Here is a 21,165-nt window from a genome sequence, read left to right on the forward strand (position 1 = left end):
GTCGTGCTGGTCGTGCCGATCCGCGCTCAGTGGTTGGCGGCCGCGCTGCCGAGCAACCCACGCAGGTCGGTGGCGAGCCGGTCGAAGCGGGGATCCGACATCACCTGCGCGTAGTCGCGGTGCGCCGGCAGCTCGACCGGGAAGGTGCGGATGATCCGGCCGGGCCGGGGACTCATCACCACGACCCGGGTGCCGAGGAAGACCGCCTCGGCGATGGAGTGGGTGACCAGCACCACGGTGGTCCCGGTCTCCCGCCAGATCCGGTGCAGTTCGGCGTTCATCTGCTCGCGGGTCAGCGCGTCCAGGGCGCCGAACGGTTCGTCCATCAGCAGCACCGGCGGTGAGTGCAGCAGCGCGCGGCAGAGCGCCACCCGTTGCTGCATGCCGCCGGACAGCTCGTGTGGCAACGCCTTCTCGAAGCCGGTCAGGCCGGTCATCTCGATCAGCTCGTCGGCGCGGCGGGCCGCCTGCGCCCGGTCCATGCCGCGCATCTCGGCCTGGAGCAGGATGTTGGCTCGGGCACCGCGCCACTCCAGCAGGGCCGCCTTCTGGAAGACGAAGCCGATCTCCTTCTGCGGGCCGCGCACCGGGCGCTCCAGCAGCGACACGTCACCGCTGGTCGGCTTGACCAGCCCCGCGACGATCTTCAGGAGGGTGGACTTGCCGCAGCCGGACGGGCCGACGATCGTGACGAACTCGCCCGGCTCGATGTCCAGCGACACGTCGTCCAACGCTGTGGTCTGCGACCGTCGGGTGGTGAACCGGACTGTCAGCCCGGACATCCCGATGGCGGTGCCGGTGGGTGCCGGCGCGGCGGTCACCGGGTCACCCCTGCGCCGCGTAGGAGGAGTCCCAGTACGCGTTGGGCGCTCCCGGGTCCTTCAGCTCGGCGTAGCGGGACATCAGGTCGATGGTCTCGGTCCACTGGGCCTCGGTGTTCACCCCGGGCGGGCCGTCCGCGCCGATCAGTGGCATGTTGAGCGTGAGCTGCTTGGTGAGCACCTCGGGCGCCGGCTCGTTCTCGGCCAGGGCCGTCATCGCGCTCACCGCGCCGGCCGGGTCCCGGGCGGCGTCGGCCCAGGACTTCTGGGTGGCCCGGACGAACTTGCGGACCAGCTCCGGGTCCTTCTGCAGGGTCTGGGTGTTGGCGATCAGGCCGGTGCCGAGCAGGTTCATTCCGTAGTCGGCGAAGAGCAGCACGTCGACCTTCTTGCCGGTCTTGCTCTCGATGGTGGGCGCCTGGTCGTGGAAGAAGCCCATGATGGCGTCGACCTTGCCCTCGGCCAGGGCGGCGATCTTGCCGGCGGCGTCGACGTTGACCACCTTGACGTCGTCCTTCTTGAGGCCGTTCTTCTCCAGCCAGGCCGGGAAGGTCGCGTAGAGGGCGTCGCCGGGGGTGCCGCCGACGGTCTTGCCCTTGAGGTCGGCCGGGGTCTTGATGTTCTCCTCCGTGAAGAACTCCACAGAGGAGGGTCCCTTCTCCAGGTACGCGCCGAGGCTGCGCACCGGCATGCCGCTGGCCACCGACTTCAGCAGCACCGGGCTGTCCGCCCACCCGAAGTCGGTCTGCTTCTGGGCGACCTGCTTGACGGTGTTGCCCGAGCCGTTGCCGGGCAGGATCTTCAGGTCGATGCCCTCGGCGGAGTAGTAGCCCTTCTGCAGGCCGTAGTAGAAGGGCGCGTGCTCGCCGTAGGGCACCCAGTTGAGGGTGAGGGTGACCTGCTTGCTGCCGTCGGCGTTGGTGCTGCCGGCGGGATCGTCCCCGCCGCAGCCGGTGGCGGCGAGGAGCAGGGCGGCGGTGGCCAGGATGGTGGTGGCGGTGCGTTTCATCGGTGCCTCCGTGATGGGGTCGGTCAGGAGGTGGTGAGGGACACGCCGGCCCGGCGGCTGGCGTGCCACGGAATGAGCAGTGCCTCGGCGATCTCGACCAGGACGAACAGGACGATGCCGATGGCCGACATCAGGATCAGGTCGGCGAACAGCAGTGGGGCGTCGAGGTTGCCGTTTGCCAGCAACAGGACGTAGCCGAGCCCTTCGCTGGCGCCGACGAACTCACCGACCACGGCACCGACCACGGCGAGGGTGACGGCCACCTTCAGGCCGGCCATCAGGTGCGGCAACGCGTTCGGGAAGCGGATCTTGCGGAAGGTGCGCCACGGCCCGGCGCCCATCGTGGCGGCGAGGTCGAGCAGCTCCGGGTCGGTGGAGCGCAGCCCGGCCACGCCGGAGATGACCACCGGGAAGAACGCGATGAGCACGGCCAGGATGATCTTCGGGGTGAGGCCGAGGCCGAACCAGACCACCAGCAGTGGCGCGATGGCGATCTTCGGGATGACCTGTGCGAACAGGACGATCGGGTAGAGCGCCTTGTCCAGGGTGCGGGAGTAGGCGATGGCGACAGCTGTGACCAGACCCAACGCGGCGGCCAGCACGAAGCCCAGCACCGTCTCGTAGAGGGTCACCACTGTGTGCCGGGCCAGCTCGGACCACTGGGTGGTCATCGTCTCCCAGACCTGGCCCGGGGTGGGCACCAGGTAGTTCGGGACGTACTCGCGGGCCGCCACGAACCACCAGGCGGCGAAGAAGACCGCGAGCACCAACGCCGGGCGCCAGAGCGAGTCGGCGAAGGTCACCGCCCGTCGACCGAGCGTCGGACGTGGCGGACGCCCGCCGCCGGTCGGCGGCTTCACCACAGTGGACGAAGGTGTGCCGTCGAGGCCGTCCGCACCGACACCGCCGGGCCCGGCAGTGGTTGCTCGCGCACCACCGGCCTGGTCGGCGGCGGCCTGCCGGCCCGCCGTGTCCAAAGAGTTCTCGGTCACGCGGAACCTCCTCGGGGCCCGGCACGACGCCCATTCAGCGGGGCCGGTCGACGGATCAGGCAAACGCTTTCCTGGAGCGTAGGCGGCCCCCTCACGCCGGGCAAGGCCTTTCCTCGATCTGTTTCCACCGATGCCTGGCAGCCGCCCGACAGCAGTCCCGAAGGGACTGTCAGCCGACCGCCGGATAGATGTCGAGGAGGCCGCACATACCCAACCGGCCCCGCTCGAGCGGCTCGTTCACCGCGTACACGCCGGCGTCGCCCAGGTACCCGGGCTCCCCCCGCTCCAGGGCGTCGAGCTGCGCGGCGGTGTCGGCGGCGGCGCGTCCCGCGCCGGCCTCCCACCGCTGCCGCCACCGCGTCAGCAACGGCTGGCGAAGGGCGATCGCGTGGGCGTGGAACGCGGCCAGCGCCGCCGGACCACCGGAGCGCAGCGCCTGGAAGCCGGTCACCGCCAGATCCCGACGGCGGTACGCGGCGCGCACGTCCGCGCCCGGCGCTCCCCCGTCGGGCAACGCCGCCGCCGCGGCGTACGCGGCCGGGTCGGCCAACACCTCGGATGGGAAGGTCAGCACCGCGTCGCCCGCCTCGGGCAGGCCGCTGTTCTGCATCAGCACCACGATGCTCAGCCCGCCCCCGTTGACCAGGCGATGCACCGTGCCCGGCTCGAACCAGACCACCACCCCCGGCCGCAGCGGCGTCTCCCGACAGCCGGCCATGGTCAGGGTCTGCACTACGCCCTCGCCGTCGGTCACCACGTACCCCTCGGTGCAGCACAGGTGCACGTGCGGGGTGCCGCCGACCAGGCCGTCCGGGGCCACCGTGTCGTAGACGCGCAGCCGGGACACCCCGACCCCGCCGGGCAGCGGTGCCGGCCGATCACGCATCGAAGTACTCGTCGGTGTCGTCAGCCGCCGGCAGGGACACCAGCAGCACTGTCAGATCGCCGATGGCCCGGTGCCGGCAGCCCGGCTTGATCAGAAAAGCGGACATCGGCCGAGCGGGGTGACGGACGCCGTCCAGCTCGATCTCGCCCTCACCGGCGAGCACGACGTAGTACTCGGTGGCGATCCGGTGGTGGTGGGTCACCGCGTCCTGCACCTGGAGCAGATGCACGCTGGCCTGGCCCTCGCTCTCCGCGATGAAACCGCGGCGGGTGGTTCCACACGAGCAGCGCCGGGCGGGCAGGTCGTCGAGTTGAAGTACCGCGAAGCGATCGGACACGGCCGGGCCTCCCTGCGGGAAAGGGCTTTCTCTGCGGTACGGTGACGCTAGCCGGAGCGACGAAACGTCGTCAACAGATCGAGGGGGTGGGCCATGGCGACCCTGTCCGATGTGGCCCGCCGAGCGGGCGTCTCGCCCGCCACCGCCTCCCGCGTCATCAACGGCAGCAGCAAGCCGGTCACCGACGAGCTGCGCGAACGGGTGCTCGCCGCCGTCGCCGAGTTGCAGTACGTGCCGAACGCGCACGCCCAACTGCTGGCCCGCTCGCACCGCAGCGCTGTCGGCGTGATCGTGCACGACGTCTCCGACCCGTACTTCGCCGAGATCACCCGAGGGCTGCAACGGGTCGCCACCGACCAGGGCCGGCTGCTGATGATCTGCAACAGCTACCGGGACCCGGACCGCGAGTTGGAATACGTGGAGCTGCTGCGCGGCCACCAGGTGGCGGCGCTCATCCTGGCCGGCTCGGGCTACCACGACGAGGCGTTCACCCGGCAACTCAACGAGAAGCTCGCCGCGTACGAGGCCACCGGCGGGCGGGTGGCGGTGATCGGCCGACACGAGCACTCCGGCGACGCGGTGATGCCGGACAACCGGACCGGCGGCTACCTCGCCGGGCGGGAGCTGTGCGGTCTGGGGCACCGGGCGATCGGCGTGGTCGCCGGCCCGCGCATCCTGACCACCACCACCGACCGGCTCGCCGGCCTCCGGCAGGCCCTCACCGAGCAGGGCCGCGAGCTTCCCGAATCGCGCATCCGGTACGCGGAGTTCGACCGCGACGGTGGCGCGGAGGCCACCGCCCGACTGCTCGACGCCGACCCGGAACTGACCGCGATCGTGGCGCTCAACGACTCGATGGCCATCGGCGCGCTCGCCACCCTGCGCGCACGTGGGTTGGCAGTGCCGCAGCAGATCTCGGTGCTGGGTTTCGACGACATGCCGATCGCCCGGGACGTGACACCGGCGTTGACCACAGTGCGACTGCCCCTGGTCGACATGGGAGTGCGGGCGATGTCCCTGGTGCTCGGGGTCGGAGCACCGACTCCCCGGGTCGAGGTGCTCCCCGCCGAGCTGGTCCGCCGCGACACCGCCGGTCCCGTTCCCCGATCCACACGCGCCACGGCGGGTTCCGCGCCCCGCGCACGGCGAGGTGACAGCACGTCGTGACCACTGTCAGCCCGACCCAGCGGCCCCTCACGCGCGCCGACGTGGCGTACCTGGTCGGTGCGTCGTTCGGGCCACACACCCGGGTCCGGGACGCCGGTCCGCTGGCCGGCGGCGGGTACGCGACTGTCTGGTGGGTGCTGCTCGACGACGACCGTCGGGTGGTGCTGAAGCTGGCCCCGGCGGCCGGAACGCCGCTGCTGCGCTACGAGCGCGGGCTCTGCGCCGCCGAGGAGCGGTATTTTCGGCTCGTCGCGCAGCGGGCGCCGCAGGTGCCCGTCCCCCCGGTGCTCCGGCGCGGCGCCGACCCGGCGTACGGCGAGTGGTTGTTCACCGCGATGCTGCCCGGCCGGTCGCTGGCCGACCTGGCCGAGGCCGGTGTCGTGGTCGACGACGGCCCGGCGCGCTACGACCTCGGGGTGGCTCTCGCCGCGGTGCACCAGATCACCGGCGAGCGTTTCGGGTACGACGACGACCGGGCCTCCGGGCCGACCTGGCGGGCGGCGTTCACGTCGATGCTCGACGAGCTCCTGGCCGACGCGGTCGACTGGGACGTCCAACTGCCGGTGACCTCGGAATATCTGCGCGCGCTGGTGGGGCGGCACGCCGACGTGCTCGACGAGGTGCGTCGACCGGCGCTGCTGCACTTCGACTGCTGGGACGGCAACCTGCTGGCGGCACCCGACGGCGACGGCCGGTTACGGCTGCGCGGCCTGGTGGACGGCGAGCGGTTCCTCTACGGCGACCCACTGCTGGATCTGGTCTCGCCGCTGCTCTTCCGACGTGTCGAGGACGAGCCGGAGCACCCAGTGCTGCGCGGCTACCAGGCCAGCACACCCGAACCGTTGGTGCTGAACGCTTCGGCACGCCGCCGGCTCGGCCTCTACCGGTTGCACCTCTACCTGCTGATGACTGTGGAGATGCCCAGCCGCGCGATGACCGCGCACAGCCATCCCGGGCGGTACGCCCGACTGGCGGCCCTGCTCGACGAGGAGCTCGCCGCGCTCGCCTCGGGCTGACGGCCCGGCGCGGGTGGCGTCCACCGTGTGGTCGAACGCCACCCGCCCTCGGTCAGGGCAGGTCGATCGGGCGCAGCACCCGGTCCACGGCGTGCGCGATCTGCCGGTTGCCCTTGTTGACGTCGTAGGAGACGACCCGGGCGTCGCGGTCGTTGGTGTCGGCGTCGACCAGCCGCACCTGGCGGAAGAAGTACAGGTAGGTGCGTACGTCGACCTCGACGGACGAGCCGAGCGCTGTGGTCAGGTCCGTGCCGTCGGCCCGGACCGCCGTCTTGCGGTCGATGGTGGCGCCCGGGACCACGTGGTAGAGCAGCACCGACTCGACGGTGTCGATGCCCAGCCCGGCCACGGCGGTGAAGGTGGCGCTCTCACTCGGCAGCTTCCGGGCCTGCGTGATCTCGCGGACCAACTGCTGGAAGGCGGCGTCGGTGGGGATGAACGCGGTCAGCGCCACGGTGCCGTCGGTGAGCACCTTGACCGGCGAGTTCGGCTTGGCCTCCAGCACGGCCAGCACCGCCGCCGTCAGGACGTCGAAGTCACGCGAGTTGCTGTCGAAGCCGCTCTTGTCCCTGGTGAGCACCTGGGCGAGTGACGTCGTACCGAGCGGCTTGGGCTTGCTGGTGGCCTGGGCGGCCGGTACGGCGACCGCGGTGGTGGCCAGCGCGGTGGCCACGGCGCCCGCCGCCATCCGGGCGGCGATTCGTGCGATCTTCATCAGCGGGCCTTTCGTCGAAGCGACCGGATCCGTGACGTCTCGTCACGACCCATGCTTCGCACCGGGGACGCCGCGCGGATGCACCCCGCGATATCGCGTTGTCCGGGACTCGTCCGGGGCTTAACCTCCCCGGGTGCTGATTCGGGAGTTCGTCGACCAGGACTGGTCGCAGGTGTGGCCGATCATCGAAGAGGTGATCCGGTCACAGGAGACCTTCGTCTACGACCCGGCGATGACCGCCGAGCAGTCGTACGGCATGTGGGTCGAGGCGGCGCCGGCGCGGACCGTCGTCGCGGTCGACGGCGAGCGGGTGCTCGGCACCGCGAAGATGGGCACCAACAGGCCCGGGCCGGGCGCGCACGTGTCCACCGCCAGCTTCATGGTCGCCGCCGACGCGCGGGGCCGGGGCGTGGGCGCCGCGCTGTGCCGCGACGCCCTGACCTGGGCCCGCCGGCAGGGGTACGCCGGCATGCAGTTCAACGCCGTGGCCGAGAGCAACGGGTCGGCGGTGCGGTTGTACCAGCGGGAGGGCTTCGAGGTGGTCGGCACCGTGCCGGGCGCCTTCCGTCACCCCACCCTCGGCCGGGTCGGCCTGCACGTGATGTACCAGGAGTTCTAAAAACAACCCCCGCGCCCGCCCGCGCCGCGCCCGCGCCCGCCCGCCCGCCCGCGTCGATCATGGACTTGTGGTGGTGTGCATAAGGGGCATGCGTTTACAAGGCGCCCACCATAAGTCCATGATCGACCTGGGAGGGCTCAGCCGCCGGCCGGCGCTGGGCGCAGTCCGGGCTGCCCGGCGACCGGCTCCGCACCGGCACGGCGGATCGGGGTGAAGAGGCCGCCGACAGCGACCAGCAGGCATCCCGCGCCCGCCGCCAGCGTGACCGTCGGAGTCCCGTACCGCCCGGCGGCCCAGGTCAGCACGACAGCGCCGGCCGGACCGAGGGCGTAGTGCGTGCTCCAGAACGCCGACGTCACCCGGCCCAGCAGGTGATCGGGGGTGATCTCCTGCCGCAGGGACATCGAACAGATCCCGCCGACGCTGAGACAACACAGGTACACAGCGGTCAGCGTGGTGACCGCCGGCACGGTGCTGGCGATGCCGACCCCCGCCACGGCGAAACCGCAGATCGCGTGCGCGCCGATCCAGGTGGCGCCGAAGCCGCGACGGCGGCGCAACGGGGCCACCAGCAGCGCACCGGCGACAGTGCCCAACGCCGCCAGGCCGAGCACCGTGCCGACGGTGCCCTCCGAGCCGCCGAGGTCGTGCGTGACGTGGTAGATCAGCACGTCGACGAAGCCGTAGGTGAGGAAGATGAAGACCGACAACAGGACTGTCAGCGCGCGCAGCACGGGCTGCCGCCAGAGGAACCGCGCCCCGGCAAGGAACTCAGCCATCGGGCGTTGCCGGACCACCCCCTCGTCCACCTGAACCGGGCGCAGTCGGATCAACCACAGGCCGGCAGCCGAGAGCGCGAAGCTCGCCGCGTTGACGGCGATGGCGGTCGCCGGGCCGAAGCGGGCCGCCACCACACCGGCGAGCAGCGGCCCGAGGACGGCAGCCGCCGCGTACGTCGCCTGCAACCGGCCGTTGGCCTCGGTGATCCGATCGGAGTCGACGAGGTTACGGACCGCGGTCACCGCGGCGACCTGGAACAGCATGCCGGCTGCCTCGCAGATCGGCAGCACGACGAAGAGCAGCCAGACCTGCGGGCCGGCGAGCCACGCCAGTGGCACCACCGCGTAGAGCACCAGCCGGGTCAGGTCCGCCACGATCATCAGGGTGCGGCGGTCGTACCGGTCGACGAGCACCCCACCGAAGATCCCGGCGACGACTGACGCCGTGCCCGCGACGGCGGTGAGCAGGCCCATCTGCGCCACCGACCCGGTCGCCTGGAGCACCAGCAGCGGCACCGCCAGGTAGGCGAACGAGTCACCCGCCGCCGAGAGCGACTGCGCGACCCAGTACGTGCCGAAGGTCCGGTCCCTCCAGAGCGGAGCCCGACCGTTGGTGGCAGATCGGCTCATCGCGCCAAGGGTAGTCACAGTGGTCGTCCGACGCTGGCCGTGACGGGTGCCACAGGGCTGCCATGTCACGAACCGACGAGCGGCACGCATCTCATGGTCGTCACGTCGATCAGAGAGGCGAAACAATGAACACAGCGCAACGGCAGGTCCCGACGGGCACACACCACGTGCTGATCCTGGGCGCGGGCTACGCGGGCATGGCCGCGGCGACCCAGCTCGCGGCCCGGACCAGGCGGGCGGACGTGCAGGTGACGCTGGTCAACGTACAGGAGCGGTTCACCGAGCGCCTCCGGTTGCACATGACGGCGACCGGGCAGCGGCTCGCCGAGTTGGACATCCCTGAGCTGCTGGCGGGAACGGGTGCGCAGTTCGTACGCGGCTGGGTGACGGCTGTGGACGCCAACGCGAAGACCGTCCGCGTCGACGACAGCCGGGTGCTGCGCTACGACACCCTGGTCTACGCGTTGGGCAGCGTGACCGACACGGCGGCGGTCCCTGGCGTCGAGGAGCACGCGTACGCCCTGGACGCTCCGAGCGGCGCGACCACGCTGGCGGACCGGCTTACCCGGCTCGGCGCCGGCACTGTCGTGGTGGTCGGCAGCGGGTTGACCGGGGTCGAGGCGGCCGCGGAGATCGCGGAACGGCACCCGGAGGTCGGTGTCACGTTGGTGGGCCGGCAGGACCCGGGAGCGGGCATGAACCCGAAGGCCCGGGCGTACCTGCGGGGCGCGCTGACCCGCCTCGGCGTCCAGGTGATCACCGGAGCGGCGGTCACCAGGGTCCGGCCCGACGCTGTCGAACTGGCCGGCGCGCAGACCGTGGCGGCCGACGTCGTGCTCTGGACGGGTGGTACCCGGGTGGCGCCGCTGGCCGCCGCCGCCGGGTTGACCGTCGACGAACGCGGTCGCGTCGTCACCGACTCCGCGTTGCGGTCGGTGTCGCACCCCGAGGTGTACGCGATCGGCGACGCGGCAGCCGTCCGGCAGGGGTACGGGGTGCTGCACGGCACCTGCCAGAGCGGCATGCCGACCGGCGTGCACGCGGCGGTGTCGATCGCCCGCTCGCTGCGGGGCAGGCAGCCCAGGCCGTTCCGGTTCGGTTACTACCACACGCCGGTGAGCCTGGGTCGAAACGACGCGGTAGTGCAGTTCACCCGCCCCGACGACAGCCCTCGCCGCGGGTGTCTGACCGGGCGGATGGCGGTCTGGTACAAGGAGACCGTGAGCGCTTCGCCCTGGCCGACCTACCGTCGCATGTCGCGGTTGCCCTCCTCCGGCGCGTTCTGGCCGCGTGGCGGCCGCCTCACCCGCCTGCGGGACGCGCGGTGACGCACCCGCCGGACGCCGACGAGCAGGTGTTCCACAGTCATCGCAACCTGCTGTTCTCGGTGGCCTACCGGATCCTCGGCAGCGCGGCCGATGCCGAGGACGCGGTGCAGGACGCCTGGATCAGCTGGTCCTCGGCAGACCGCTCCCAGGTCGCCGACCCTAGGGCGTACCTCGCCCGCGTCGTGTCGAACCTCGCGTTGCAGCGCCTACGCTCGGCCCGGCACCACCGCGAGACCTATCCGGGGCCGTGGTTGCCCGAGCCCGTGCTGACCGAAGGGGACGCCGCTGACGCCGTCACCGACGCCGAGTCGGTGTCGATGGCGATGCTGGTGGTGCTGGAGACTCTCAGCCCACTCGAACGCGCCGTGTTCGTCCTGCGGGAGGTCTTCGACTTCAGCCACGCGGAGATCGCGGCGGCGGTGGAGCGCTCCGAGGCCGCGGTCCGCCAGACCGCCCACCGTGCCCGCGAGCACGTGCGGGGCCAGCGACCACGTTTCACGGCGGACCGGTCGCAGCAACGGGGGGTCACCGAGCGGTTCCTCGCCGCCGCGACCGGTGGCGACATCAACACCCTGCTGGAGCTGCTGTCCCCCGACGTCGCGTTGTGGACCGACGGTGGCGGTAAGGTCCGGCAGGCACTGCGTCCCGTCAGGGGTGCGGGAACTGTCGCCGCGTGGTTCGCGGCCATCGGCACCGTCACCTACCAGGGCGTTGCGCCGCACGATATGCGCGCCGCCCTGGTCGAGATCAACCGGGGGCCGGGTCTGGTGTTCAGCGGCGCGGGGCGGGTGGTCGCCACCGTCTCCTTCGACATCGACGCCGACGGCCGCATCACCGCCATCCACAACGTCGCCAACCCCGACAAGCTTCGCGCCGTCGCCGACGGCACCACCCGCCACCTCGCGACGCGTTGAGCCGGCCGGCCCCCGTCAGCCGGTGCTGGTGAGGTCGGTCGTCGCCGCGAGGTCGGTGACCACGTCCAGGAGCCGGCGCAGCCCAGGCGCGGTGTTGCCCGCCAACCACACCATCTCGGTGTACGCGTAGGCGCCGGCCAGCGGGACGAACACCACGCCGGTGCGGCGGAGACTCGCCGCCGAGCAGGCGAGCCGGGTGACGCCGAGTCCGGCGGCGACCAGGCCGAGGAGGCTCTGCACGCCGGCCTCCTCCTGAACGACTGTCGGTACGAAGCCCGCTTCCCGGAACTGGTCCTCGTAGGCACGGTGCCAGGGTTCCCAGGAGCTACGCGGCCTCATGACCCACTGTTCGTTGGCCAGGTCGGCGAGGGTCAACTCGTCGCGCCCGGCGAGCGGGTGGCCCTCGGGCAGCACCGCGCAGACCGGTTCGGTGGTCAGTCTCCTGGACTCCAGGCCGGGAACGAGCGGGGTCCGGGTGAAGGCGACGTCGAACTTCCCGTCGAGAACGCCCTGGACCAGGGGCGCGATGCTTGTGGACTCGGTGGTCAGGTGCAGGTCGGGCAGGTGGTGGCGGACTGCCCGGACCACCGGGGGCAGCAGGTGGTTGGCGACTGTGGTCAGGAAGGCGAGCCGGAGGGTGCCGACCTCACCCCGCAGGGCCCGCCCCACGACGGCGACGGCCTGCTCGGCGCGCTCGGTCACGGCGCGCGCCTCGGGCACGAACAGGGCGCCGATGTCGGTGAGGGTGGTGCCGCGGCTGTCGCGGTCGAACAGTTTCGCCCCGAGGGCGCGTTCCAGGGCGGTGATCTGCTGCGACAGCGACTGCTGGGCGATCATCAGGCGGGCGGCGGCCCGGGTGAAGCTCAGCTCCTCCGCGAGGACCAGGAAGTACCGCAGTTGTCGCAGCTCAGGCGTGGCCACAGGAACAGACTGTAGCCACGCCAGGAAGAGCGTGTTGGCCGTCCGCGCAGACCTCCGCGCACGATCGGCGCGGAGGGCGGTACCGGCACACCGTACGCCTGTACGGCGAGCTGCCACTGCCACGCGAGGACACCTATCAAAGGAAGTCGATCATGTCGGAATCACGCGTCAGCACGCCGTTCAACGCCCGGTCCACCGCCGCCGACGTCGTGGCCGGTGTCGACCTGACCGGGCGACGCGCCATCGTCACCGGCGCCTCGTCGGGCATCGGGGTGGAGACCGCCCGGGCGCTGGCCATGGCGGGCGCCGAGGTGACACTGGCGGTACGGGACGTGCGGGCCGGCGAGCGGACCGCGCGGGAGATCGGCGCCGGGACGGCGAACCGTCTGCTCCGGGTCGCGCCCTTGGACCTGTCCGACCAGCGGTCGGTCGCCGAGTTCGTGGCCGCCTGGGACAGGCCCCTGCACATCCTGGTCAACAACGCCGGGGTGTCGGCGACCCCGGAGGTGCGCACGGCGGAGGGTTGGGAGTTGCAGTTGGCCACCAACCACCTCGGCCACTTCGCGCTCGCCAACGGCCTGCACCGGGCGCTCGTCGCGGCCGGTCGGGCCCGCGTGGTGTCGCTGAGTTCCATCGCCCACGTTCAGGCCCCGATGGTCTTCGAGGACGTCAACTTCCGGGAACGCCGGTATGACCGTCTGCTCGCCTACGGCGAGTCGAAGACCGCCACCGCGCTGTTCGCTGTCGAGGCGAACCGGCGTTGGGCCGGCGACGGCATCACCGTCAACGTGGCCAATCCGGGCGCGGTCGCCACCAACCTGGGACGGCACCTCACCGAGGAGGACTACACGCAGCTTCCGGCATTCGATTTCAAGACCCCGCAGCAGGGAGCCGCGACGTCCGTGCTGCTCGCCGCCGGGCCGCAGGTGGAGGGCATCGGCGGTCGGTACTTCGAGGACTGTGCGCAGGCGGTGCGCCACGACCCGGCGGACCCGCTGCGCGGCGTCGCCGACCACGCGATCGACCCCGCGGCGGCGGCGCGACTGTGGCAGCTCTCGCTGGATCTGTTCGCCGGCGCGGAGCGTGCCTGAACGTCCGGAAACGGCCGTGGGATCCCCCGCGGCCGTTTCCGGACGACGCGAATCGCTCAGCCCTTGCGCAGCGGGGCGAGCGCCGTGCTCCAGGCGACCACCTGGTCGAGGGTGGCGGTCAGCGAGTCCTGGTGGAACTGGTTGGGCTTGAAGACGCTGAAGTTCTCGAAGTCGGTGAAGAGCGACAGGGCGACCTGCGAGCGCACGTCGGCCATCTGGAGCTCACCGGAGATCAGACGCAGGTGCTCCACGGCGCGCGTCCCGCCGACCGAGCCGTAGCTGACGAAGCCGACGGCCTTGTTGTTCCACTCGGCGTAGAGGAAGTCGATCGCGTTCTTCAGGGCGCCCGAGGTCGAGTGGTTGTACTCGGGGGTGACGATGACGAACCCGTCGAACGACGCGATCGTCTCGGCCCACCGCTTGGTGTGCGGCTGGGTGTACTGGCCCATCGAGGGCGGGTACGCCTCGTCGAGGTGCGGCAGCTGGTAGTCGAGCAGGTCGATCAGCTCGTACTCCGCGTCGGAGCGCTGCTTGGCGATCTCGAGCACCCAGCGGGCGACGGCCTCGCCGTTACGCCCCGGGCGGGTGCTTCCGAGGATGATCCCGATCCTGGTCATGTGTGGCGCCTTTCAGAGGTCCTTGCCTGACGACCGGAACGCTAACCGGTGCTTGATTGGTCAAGCAAATATGTAGCCTATGGGCGTGGTCACACGGAGGGTGAGCACTTGCTCGGTCAAACAAGTATGATATGAGGATGTCCAACACCTCCGCAGCGACTCCGCAACCCCTCACCCCAGACGAGGAAGCGCTGGTCCGCGCCCTGGGTCAGGTCATGCACGTGCTGCCCCGCGCGATCGACGCGGACATGGTCGGTGACCGTCAGCTACCGCTCACCGAGTACACGGCGCTGATGAACCTCTCCGAGACACCGGACCGGCGGATGCGCATGAACGAGCTCGCCGCTCTCTGCCACCTCTCCCTCAGCGGCATGACCCGCACGATCATCAGGCTGGAGACGCAGGGCCTGGTCCGTCGGGAACGGTGCGAGGAGGACGCGCGCGGCTGGAACGCCGTCCTCACCGACGCGGGCTACGCCCGCCTGGAGGAATCCTGGCCGAGTCACCTGGCCGCCGTACGCCGCCGGTTCCTCCAGCACTTCGAGGGCCTCGACCTCGCCACGTTGGCCCGCGCGTTCCAGCAGGCCGGCACGGCGGAGCCGACCGACTGAGCCAGCGCCGGCCCGGTCGGTCGGCCAACCGGCCTCAGCCGAGCAGCCGGCCGAAGGCGGCGAACAGCCCGGCGGTCAGGCCGGTGGTCAGCGTGGCGGCGAACAGGCTGGCGGTACTCAGAACACCGGTTCGCCTATTGCACCCGCTGGCGTGCGCGCCGACCAGACGCGACAGCGGTCACCGGGCCGGGGCGTGGGCGGCGAGCGGGTTGGTGAGGGTGCCGACGAACTGAAGCGCCGCGGACGGGTCGGCCAGGTCGATCATCTGCTGGTTGTCGCGCAGTTGCAGCCGGTTGAGGCAGGACAGCGTGAACTCCGGCGCGAACAGGTCGTAGTGGCGGACCCGCTCGGCCAGGTGCGGCACCCGGTCGAAGTAGTCGGCGGCGCAGGCAGCGACAGTGCGCCAGAAGTCGTCCTCGGCGAGCACACCGGCCTCGACCAGGACGGCGTTGAGGTGCCGCAGGAAGCAGTCCACCACGTCGGTGAAGATGCTCAGCAGCTTGGTGTCGTCGGGCACCTCGACGCGGATCCGCTCCACCGCCGCCGGCAGCTCGACCCTGTCGCTCATCACCGCGATCTCCTCGGCGATGTCCTTGAAGATCACCCGCTGGACGGTGTCCTGCTCGTCGAGGACCAGGATGACGTTCTCGCCGTGCGGCATGAAGGCCAGGTCGTGGGCGTAGAAGCTGTGCAGCAGCGGGGTCAGGTACGCGTCCAGGTAGCGGCGCAGCCACACCTCGGGCGTCAGGCCGGACCGGGCGATCAGCGCGGCCGCCAGTGATCCGCCCTCGTCGTCGACGTGCAGCAGCGCGGCCATGGTGGACAGTCGCTGCCCCGGCGCCAGGTCGGGCACCGGGCTCTCCCGCCACAGGGCGGCCAACATCTTGCGGTACGGGGAGGTGCGCTCGGTCGCCGCCTCGTACTGCTGGTGCCGGTAACCCACAGCGGCTCGCTCCCGGATGACGGTCAGGCCGGTGCCGGTCAACACCTCGTCGGCGGCGATCAGGTCGGCCAGCCAGTCGTTGATCGCCGGGGTGGCCGCCATGTACGCCGCCGACAACCCCCGCATGAAGCCCATGTTCAGCACCGACAGCGCGGTCTTGACGTAGTGCCGCCCCGGCTCGCTGATGTTGAAGAAGGTACGGATGGACTGCTGGGCGAGGTACACGTCCGGCCCGGGCCCGAGGTGCACCAGCCGCCGCTGGGCCAACTCGCCGGCGAAGGTGACAGCCAGCTTGTTCCACCACTGCCACGGGTGCGCCGGGATCAGGTGGTAGTCGGCGAGGTCCAGCCCGAGATCGGCCATGGTGGCCGCGAACCGGGCCCGGGTCTCGGCGTCCAACTCACGCTCGATGAGCGTGTCGTAGTCGAGGTCGGCGGCGCTGCTGAACGTCGAGTGGTCCCGGTGCGCGGCCAGCCACTCCAGCCGCACCGGCGCGGCGGCCTCCGGGGCGTACCGGTGGTACTCGTCGACGCCGAAGCCGAGCCGGCCGTTGTTCGCCACGAAGCACGGGTGGCCCTCGGTCATCGAGGTCTCGATGGTCTGGAAGTCCGCCTCGGCCAGCTCGGCGGCGCTCGGCGCGGCCTGGGCCAGCTTGTACGCCGTACCCGCCAGCGTCGAGGTGATCTCCTCCAGGTAGACCGGGAGCACCCGCGCGGAGAGCCCGAGGGTGTCGCGCAGTTCGACGATGAGGTCCACCGCGTCCGGGGCCACTGGCGTGCCGTCGCGGTGTCGGGTGATGCTGTCCGCGTCGATCTGCCAGTGCGCCAGGGCGAGCACCCGCGCCGCGAACCGGTAGGTGACAGTGCCGTCGTCGCTGCGGACCTCGTACCACTGCCGGTCGTCGGGGCCGGTCACGGCCTCCGGGGTGAGCAACCGCTCGTGGGTGAACTCGGCGAGAGCCTTGCGGACCAGCAGCCGGTTGGCCCGGGCCCAGCGCTGCGGGGTGAGGTGCCCGACCGGGTCGCCGGAGGCGCTGTGCGCGGTGGTGACGGGAGGGTGGGTGGGGACGGCGGTGGTGGTCACGCCGGGGCTCCTTCGGTTCGGGTGGCAGCGGCGTTGTCGACCGTGGCGCGATCGGCGGCGGCCTGGAACTGGGCCCGGGTGCAGACGCTGAGCAGCGCGTCCTTCTCGGGCTTGACGATCGGGCCGACGACGGTGAAGCCGACGGCGGCGTTCAGCGCGTGCACAGCGGTGTTGCGCACGTCCGGTTCGACCACCACCCGTAGGGTCGTCGGGTCGGCGAAGAGCCACGCCATGACGGTGCCGATCACCGCCCGGGTGAAGCCGTGCACTGGCGCGTCGACCGGCGCGCAGAGGAAGTGCATGCCCACGTCACCGGGCTGGTGGTCGTACAGGCCGACCAGCTCGACGTGGGCCGGGTCGTAGCGCTCCGCCAGGAATGCGGGACTCCCCCGCCACAGGCCGAGGTACGCGTCGTGGTGCGGGTGCACGGCGATGCGCCGGTACTCCTCGGTGACCTGGGCCCGGTCGGCGTCCTGCATCATCCAGAACGCCGCCTTCGGGTGGGTCACCCAGGTGTGCAGCAGCGCCGCGTCGGCGTCCGGATCGAGCGGCCGCAGCGCGAACTCACCGAGCTTTTCGTCGACGTGGGTGAAGACGGTGGTCACGACGACACCCCGAACTCCTGGAAGGTGATGCTCTTCTCGATCGGGTAGTGCTCCCGGCCGAGCAGCTCACTGATGATCCAGGAGTTGCGGTAGGCGCCCATGCCCAGGTCCGGTGAGGTGATGCTGTGCGTGTGGGTGCCCGCGTTCTGTAGGAAGATGCCCCGCCCGCTGTGGTCGATGCTGTAGTTACGAGCCACGTCGAAGCGGCCGTGCGCGTCCCAGCGGATCCGGTCCCGCACCGGCGTGAGGAACTCCGGCACCCGGTAGTGGTAGCCGGTGGCCAGGACGAGGCCCTCGGTGCGCAGGGCGAAGTCGCGTTCCTGTTCCACCTGCCGCAAACCCAGCGTGTACTGCCCGTCCCGGTGCTCGGCGCTGACCAGCTCGGTGTTGGTGAGCAGGCGGGTGTTCACCGGCCCGTCCACGCTGTGCGCGTAGAGCAGGTCGAAGATGTCGTTGATCAGGTCGGCGTTGATCCCCTTGAACAGGCCCTTCTGCTCGGACTCCAGCCGGTAGCGGGTCGCCTCGGGCAGCGCGTGGAAGTAGTCCACGTAGTCCGGGGAGGTCATCTCCAGCGTCAGCTTGGTGTATTCGAGGGGGAAGAACCGCGGCGACCGGGTCACCCAGTTGAGCTGGTAGCCGTAGCGGCCGATGTCGCCGAGCAGGTCGTGGTAGATCTCGGCGGCGCTCTGCCCGCTGCCCACCACCGTGATGCTGCGCTTGGTGCGCAGCGCCGAACGGTGCTCCAGGTAGTGGGAGTTGTGCACGGCGTCACCGGGCAACCCGGCCACGGCCGGGGGCAGGTGCGGCGGGGTGCCGGTGCCGAGCACCAGGTGCCGGGCCCGGTATGCCACCGTCTCCCCCGTGCCGGTGCTGGCCCGCACCACGTACCGCTCGTCGGCGGTGTCGTACTCCACAGTTGTCACGCTGTGACCGAAGCGCAGGTTCGGCAGTTTCGCCGCCGCCCACCGGCAGTACGCGTCGTACTCGCTGCGCAGCGGGTAGAAGCTCTCCCGGATGTAGAACGGGTACAGCCGGCCGATCTCCTTGAGGTAGTTGAGGAAGGAGTACGGCGACGTTGGGTCGGCGAGGCTGACCAGGTCGGCGATGAACGGGGTCTGCAACCGGGCCGACTCCAGCAGCATGCCGGGGTGCCAGGCGAGGCTCGGCCGCGCCTCCAGGAACACGCCGTCGAGCTCGTCGATGGGCGCGGTGAGGCAGGCCAGGCCCAGGTTGTACGGGCCCAACCCGATGGCGACGAAGTCGTGGGTGGACATCGGGGTCTCCAGGCGCGGGTTCGTGGTCACCGGCGTCAGCCGACGTGGCAGGTCAGATCGGCGTCGACGTGGTCGTGCACGTACCGGCCGGCGTGGGTGGCGATCAGGTCGAGCACGTACCCGACGTCGTCGACTGTGGTTTCCGGGTTGAGCAGTGTGAACTTCAGGAAGTGCCGGCCGTCCACCCGGGTCCCGGCGACCACTGCGAGACCGGACGCCGCGAGGGCCTCCCGGGCATGCAGGTTGGCGGCGTCGGCCAACTCCCGGCCGGGGCCGGTGGGCAGGTAACGGAACACCACAGTGCTCAGCTCCGAGCGCGTCACCACCTCGAAGCGCGGGTCCGCGCTGACCAGCTGCCAGGCGTCGGCGGCCCGGTCGACGACCTCGTCGAAGAGCCCGCCGAGCGCGTCCGGGCCCATCACCCGCAGGGTGAGCCAGAGCTTCAGCGCGTCGAAGCGGCGGGTGGTCTGCAAGCTCTTGTCGACCTGGTTGGGGATGCGCTGCTCCACCATCCGGGCCGGGTTGAGGTAGTCGGCGTGGTAGGTGGCGTGCCGCAACGTCCGCCGGTCGCGGACCAGCAGCGCGCTGGAGCTGACCGGCTGGAAGAACGACTTGTGGAAGTCCACTGTCACCGAGTCGGCACGCTCGATGCCGTCGAGCAGGTGCCGGCGCGTCGGCGAGACGAGCAGACCGCAGCCGTACGCGGCGTCCACGTGCAACCAGACGTCGGCTGCCGCGCAGATCCCGGCCAGCTCCGTGAGCGGGTCGATCGAGCCGAAGTCTGTGGTGCCGGCGGTGCCGACGACGGCCATCACCACGAGCCCGGCCTGACGGCACCGCACGATCTCCGCACTGACCGCGGCCGCGCTGATCCGTCGCCGGCTGTCGGTGGCCACCGCGATGACCGCGTCCGGGGAGAGGCCGAGCAGCTTGGCCGACTTCTGCACGCTGAAGTGACCGGCAGCGGAGGTGATCACGCGCAGCCGGGGCAGCAGTTCCGCGCGCGCCGCCGGGCCGATGGCGTCGGCGCACGCCTCCTCCCGGGCCAACAGCAGCGCCTGGAGGTTGGACTGGCTGCCGCCGCTGGTGAAGATCCCGTCCGCATGCGGACCGAGTCCGATCCGCTCGGCCGTCCAGTCGATCAGCCGGCGCTCGATGAGGGTGGCCCCGGCGCTCTGGTCCCAGGTGTCCAGTGAGGAGTTCACGGCGGTGAGCACCGACTCGCCGAGCAGTGCCGGGATGGCCACCGGGCAGTTGAGGTGGGCCAGGTAGCGGGGGTGGTGGAACCAGACGGCGTCGCGCAGGTAGACGTCCTCCAGCTCGTCGAGGGCGGCGCCGGCGTCGCCCAGCGGGCGGTCCAGGTCCACCCGGTCGACAAGCGGGGCCAGTTCGGCCGGCGTGATTCCGGTACCGGGACGGTCCACTGTGGCCACCCGACGGGCGACCCGGTCGACGCCGTCGGCGATCGTCCGGCGGTACTGCTCGACCGAGCCGCCATGCAGCAGCTGGGCCCGCGCGGCGGTTGACGCCGGTGGCGGCGAGGTGGTCTCGACTGGGTACGTCGGCACGGTCACGGAATGTCCTTCCACGTTCTCCACGAGGGCAGCCGGAACCCACCCCGGGCGCGACGATGCGCCTCGGGATGTGGTTTCCGTCAGCTGACCTTCTTCGCGTTCCGGATGGCGGTGGCGAGGTTCTCCAACAGCGGCGCGGAGCCGGCGTACGAGAAGCGGGGCACCGCGTCCCACGGGCTCACCTGGTTGGCCCTGACCGCCGGCAGTTGCTGCCAGGTCGGCTTGGCGGTGAGGTCCTTGGCCTGCAGGGCGGTGCTGCGGTTGTCGAGCAGGATCAGGTCGGCTGGGAACTTGCCGGCGCTCTCCCAGCTCAGCGCCTCGAAGTAGTCGCCGGCTTCGAGCTTGGTGGGGACCACGATGTCGACGCCCAACTCGGCGAAGTACATCAGGTCGGTGCTGACCTTCGGGTTGGAGACGTAGAAGAGGTCGGGGCTGCCGGAGCAGGCCATAACCTTGATCCCGGGGTTGGCCTTGACCGCCTGCCGGACCGCCTCGGCGGCGGCGTCGAAGCGGGCCTTTCCGTCGGTGACCTTCTTCGCGGACAGGTCCGCGCCGAGCGATTCGGCCAGCGCCGCGTACCGCTCGATGGGCTTGGTCATCGGTACCCGGGCGGTGGTGATCGCCACACTGGGCGCCAGCGGGAGGATCTTGGCCTTGCTCTCGTCCGGCACGTACCAGAGCGCGTCCGGGTCGTACATGTGGGTGACAAGCAGTTCGGGGCGCAGCGCCGCGTACTTCTCCAGGCTGAACTCGCCCCACACGTTGCCGAGGATCTCGACGCCCTCGACGTTCAGGTCACCGGCTTGCGGCTCGGCGGTGCCGTCGGCGCGTTTGGTCTCACCGAACACGCCCACGAGCTGCTTGTCGAGACCGAAATCGATCAGTGCCGCCGCCACGCCGGTGAAGGCCACCACGCGGGTCGGACGGGCCGCCGCCGCCACCTTCGTGCCCCGGTCGTCGGTGAACGACCAGGGGCCGTTTCCGTTGCCTGCGGCGGGTTTCGCGGGGTCGTCAGTGCCACAGGCGGCGAGCAGGGTGGCCAGTGTGGCAGCGCCACCGGCGGCCAGCAGGCCACGGCGGGAGAGGCGGCGGGCGGACAGGGCATCGGGCATGGTGTTGTCTTTCGATCAAGGGTTGGCCGGGGTCGACCAGGGCAGCGGGGTTAGGTTAGCCTAACCTCGGTCATTGTCAACAGCGGTACGCCGTGTCGCCACCACCCCGGAGCCCACACTG

The 21,165-nt window shown here is 71.0% G+C and carries 21 protein-coding genes; 7 read left to right on the forward strand and 14 right to left on the reverse strand.

The genetic code is table 11. From position 1 onward, the window contains the following. Positions 1 to 26 precede the first annotated feature (26 nt). The 5 genes from AB0B98_RS00125 to AB0B98_RS00145 form a co-directional block, all read right to left on the reverse strand. The gene (locus tag AB0B98_RS00125) at positions 27 to 821 is read right to left on the reverse strand and encodes an ABC transporter ATP-binding protein (protein ID WP_357359438.1); all 795 of its coding nucleotides are present in this window, start codon (positions 819 to 821) and stop codon (positions 27 to 29) included. A 4-nt stretch (positions 822 to 825) separates the two neighbouring features. Further along, complete coding sequence (locus AB0B98_RS00130) at positions 826 to 1,830, reverse strand: ABC transporter substrate-binding protein (RefSeq protein ID WP_357359440.1); 1,005 nt, start codon at positions 1,828 to 1,830, stop codon at positions 826 to 828. A gap of 23 nt (positions 1,831 to 1,853) precedes the next feature. Then, on the reverse strand, positions 1,854 to 2,822 hold the full coding sequence (locus tag AB0B98_RS00135) for an ABC transporter permease (RefSeq protein WP_357359442.1): 969 nt from the start codon (positions 2,820 to 2,822) through the stop codon (positions 1,854 to 1,856). A gap of 169 nt (positions 2,823 to 2,991) precedes the next feature. Continuing rightward, positions 2,992 to 3,708, reverse strand: a complete 717-nt coding sequence (locus AB0B98_RS00140) for a cupin domain-containing protein (protein WP_357359444.1) — start codon at positions 3,706 to 3,708, stop codon at positions 2,992 to 2,994. After that, positions 3,701 to 4,045, reverse strand: a complete 345-nt coding sequence (locus tag AB0B98_RS00145) for a cupin domain-containing protein (RefSeq protein ID WP_091398731.1) — start codon at positions 4,043 to 4,045, stop codon at positions 3,701 to 3,703. The genes AB0B98_RS00140 and AB0B98_RS00145 overlap by 8 nt, the downstream gene beginning before the upstream one ends. A gap of 93 nt (positions 4,046 to 4,138) precedes the next feature. On the opposite strand from AB0B98_RS00145, the gene AB0B98_RS00150 reads away from it, so the two are divergent. Together AB0B98_RS00150 and AB0B98_RS00155 are read left to right on the forward strand one after the other, a co-directional pair. After that, entirely contained in the window at positions 4,139 to 5,212 is a 1,074-nt protein-coding gene (locus AB0B98_RS00150) for a LacI family DNA-binding transcriptional regulator (RefSeq protein ID WP_357359447.1), read from the forward strand. Beyond that, positions 5,209 to 6,228, forward strand: a complete 1,020-nt coding sequence (locus AB0B98_RS00155) for an aminoglycoside phosphotransferase family protein (protein WP_357359449.1) — start codon at positions 5,209 to 5,211, stop codon at positions 6,226 to 6,228. The genes AB0B98_RS00150 and AB0B98_RS00155 overlap by 4 nt, the downstream gene beginning before the upstream one ends. Before the next feature lie 52 nt (positions 6,229 to 6,280). On the opposite strand, the gene AB0B98_RS00160 is transcribed toward AB0B98_RS00155, so the two are convergent. Next, on the reverse strand, positions 6,281 to 6,943 hold the full coding sequence (locus AB0B98_RS00160; RefSeq protein WP_357359451.1) for a fasciclin domain-containing protein: 663 nt from the start codon (positions 6,941 to 6,943) through the stop codon (positions 6,281 to 6,283). A 133-nt stretch (positions 6,944 to 7,076) separates the two neighbouring features. Between AB0B98_RS00160 and AB0B98_RS00165 the strand changes: the two genes are divergently transcribed. Beyond that, the gene (locus AB0B98_RS00165) at positions 7,077 to 7,562 is read left to right on the forward strand and encodes a GNAT family N-acetyltransferase (RefSeq protein WP_357359453.1); all 486 of its coding nucleotides are present in this window, start codon (positions 7,077 to 7,079) and stop codon (positions 7,560 to 7,562) included. A gap of 137 nt (positions 7,563 to 7,699) precedes the next feature. On the opposite strand, the gene AB0B98_RS00170 is transcribed toward AB0B98_RS00165, so the two are convergent. Then, positions 7,700 to 8,971 (reverse strand): MFS transporter, encoded by a 1,272-nt coding sequence (locus tag AB0B98_RS00170; RefSeq protein WP_357359455.1) that lies wholly within the window; start codon positions 8,969 to 8,971, stop codon positions 7,700 to 7,702. Positions 8,972 to 9,096: 125 nt separating this feature from the next. Here AB0B98_RS00170 and AB0B98_RS00175 point away from each other — a divergent pair, with 125 nt between their 5' ends. Both AB0B98_RS00175 and AB0B98_RS00180 read left to right on the forward strand, forming a co-directional pair. Next, positions 9,097 to 10,299 carry an FAD-dependent oxidoreductase gene (locus AB0B98_RS00175; RefSeq protein ID WP_357359457.1) on the forward strand — a complete coding sequence of 401 codons (1,203 nt, stop codon included), beginning with the start codon at positions 9,097 to 9,099 and terminating at the stop codon, positions 10,297 to 10,299. After that, positions 10,296 to 11,213 (forward strand): RNA polymerase sigma-70 factor, encoded by a 918-nt coding sequence (locus AB0B98_RS00180; RefSeq protein WP_357359459.1) that lies wholly within the window; start codon positions 10,296 to 10,298, stop codon positions 11,211 to 11,213. Before AB0B98_RS00175 ends, AB0B98_RS00180 begins: the two co-directional genes overlap by 4 nt. A gap of 15 nt (positions 11,214 to 11,228) precedes the next feature. Here the strand turns inward: AB0B98_RS00180 and AB0B98_RS00185 are convergent, their stop codons facing one another. Continuing rightward, a complete protein-coding gene (locus AB0B98_RS00185) occupies positions 11,229 to 12,134 on the reverse strand; it encodes a LysR family transcriptional regulator (protein WP_357359462.1) in 906 nt (301 codons plus the stop codon). Positions 12,135 to 12,286: 152 nt separating this feature from the next. Here AB0B98_RS00185 and AB0B98_RS00190 point away from each other — a divergent pair, with 152 nt between their 5' ends. After that, positions 12,287 to 13,225, forward strand: a complete 939-nt coding sequence (locus tag AB0B98_RS00190) for an SDR family NAD(P)-dependent oxidoreductase (protein ID WP_357359464.1) — start codon at positions 12,287 to 12,289, stop codon at positions 13,223 to 13,225. Between the two features lie 56 nt (positions 13,226 to 13,281). Here the strand turns inward: AB0B98_RS00190 and AB0B98_RS00195 are convergent, their stop codons facing one another. After that, positions 13,282 to 13,842, reverse strand: a complete 561-nt coding sequence (locus tag AB0B98_RS00195; RefSeq protein WP_112672976.1) for an NAD(P)H-dependent oxidoreductase — start codon at positions 13,840 to 13,842, stop codon at positions 13,282 to 13,284. Positions 13,843 to 13,979: 137 nt separating this feature from the next. On the opposite strand from AB0B98_RS00195, the gene AB0B98_RS00200 reads away from it, so the two are divergent. Continuing rightward, positions 13,980 to 14,453, forward strand: a complete 474-nt coding sequence (locus tag AB0B98_RS00200) for a MarR family transcriptional regulator (RefSeq protein WP_357359466.1) — start codon at positions 13,980 to 13,982, stop codon at positions 14,451 to 14,453. Positions 14,454 to 14,631: 178 nt separating this feature from the next. On the opposite strand, the gene AB0B98_RS00205 is transcribed toward AB0B98_RS00200, so the two are convergent. The 5 genes from AB0B98_RS00205 to AB0B98_RS00225 all read right to left on the reverse strand — a co-directional run bounded on the left by AB0B98_RS00205 (position 14,632) and on the right by AB0B98_RS00225 (position 21,044). Then, positions 14,632 to 16,479, reverse strand: coding sequence for an IucA/IucC family siderophore biosynthesis protein (locus AB0B98_RS00205; RefSeq protein ID WP_357359468.1), 1,848 nt, complete (start codon positions 16,477 to 16,479; stop codon positions 14,632 to 14,634). Further along, the gene (locus AB0B98_RS00210; RefSeq protein ID WP_357359470.1) at positions 16,476 to 17,084 is read right to left on the reverse strand and encodes a GNAT family N-acetyltransferase; all 609 of its coding nucleotides are present in this window, start codon (positions 17,082 to 17,084) and stop codon (positions 16,476 to 16,478) included. The genes AB0B98_RS00205 and AB0B98_RS00210 overlap by 4 nt, the downstream gene beginning before the upstream one ends. Next, a complete protein-coding gene (locus AB0B98_RS00215) occupies positions 17,081 to 18,358 on the reverse strand; it encodes a SidA/IucD/PvdA family monooxygenase (RefSeq protein ID WP_357360543.1) in 1,278 nt (425 codons plus the stop codon). The genes AB0B98_RS00210 and AB0B98_RS00215 overlap by 4 nt, the downstream gene beginning before the upstream one ends. Before the next feature lie 35 nt (positions 18,359 to 18,393). After that, entirely contained in the window at positions 18,394 to 19,932 is a 1,539-nt protein-coding gene (locus AB0B98_RS00220) for an aspartate aminotransferase family protein (protein WP_357359472.1), read from the reverse strand. Positions 19,933 to 20,012: 80 nt separating this feature from the next. Then, entirely contained in the window at positions 20,013 to 21,044 is a 1,032-nt protein-coding gene (locus AB0B98_RS00225) for an ABC transporter substrate-binding protein (protein WP_357359474.1), read from the reverse strand. Between the last annotated feature and the right edge of the window lie 121 nt (positions 21,045 to 21,165).

This window comes from Micromonospora sp. NPDC048947 (assembly GCF_040649495.1).
Classification (GTDB): Bacteria; Actinomycetota; Actinomycetes; order Mycobacteriales; family Micromonosporaceae; genus Micromonospora; species Micromonospora alfalfae.

Coding starts and splice junctions, on each gene's coding strand:
- AB0B98_RS00130 (WP_357359440.1), bottom strand. CDS start 1,830: ATGAAACGCACCGCCACCACCATCCTGGCCACCGCCGCCCTGCTCCTC.
- AB0B98_RS00140 (WP_357359444.1), bottom strand. CDS start 3,708: ATGCGTGATCGGCCGGCACCGCTGCCCGGCGGGGTCGGGGTGTCCCGG.
- AB0B98_RS00150 (WP_357359447.1), top strand. CDS start 4,139: ATGGCGACCCTGTCCGATGTGGCCCGCCGAGCGGGCGTCTCGCCCGCC.
- AB0B98_RS00160 (WP_357359451.1), bottom strand. CDS start 6,943: ATGAAGATCGCACGAATCGCCGCCCGGATGGCGGCGGGCGCCGTGGCC.
- AB0B98_RS00170 (WP_357359455.1), bottom strand. CDS start 8,971: ATGAGCCGATCTGCCACCAACGGTCGGGCTCCGCTCTGGAGGGACCGG.
- AB0B98_RS00175 (WP_357359457.1), top strand. CDS start 9,097: ATGAACACAGCGCAACGGCAGGTCCCGACGGGCACACACCACGTGCTG.
- AB0B98_RS00190 (WP_357359464.1), top strand. CDS start 12,287: ATGTCGGAATCACGCGTCAGCACGCCGTTCAACGCCCGGTCCACCGCC.
- AB0B98_RS00195 (WP_112672976.1), bottom strand. CDS start 13,842: ATGACCAGGATCGGGATCATCCTCGGAAGCACCCGCCCGGGGCGTAAC.
- AB0B98_RS00200 (WP_357359466.1), top strand. CDS start 13,980: ATGTCCAACACCTCCGCAGCGACTCCGCAACCCCTCACCCCAGACGAG.
- AB0B98_RS00215 (WP_357360543.1), bottom strand. CDS start 18,358: ATGTCCACCCACGACTTCGTCGCCATCGGGTTGGGCCCGTACAACCTG.
- AB0B98_RS00225 (WP_357359474.1), bottom strand. CDS start 21,044: ATGCCCGATGCCCTGTCCGCCCGCCGCCTCTCCCGCCGTGGCCTGCTG.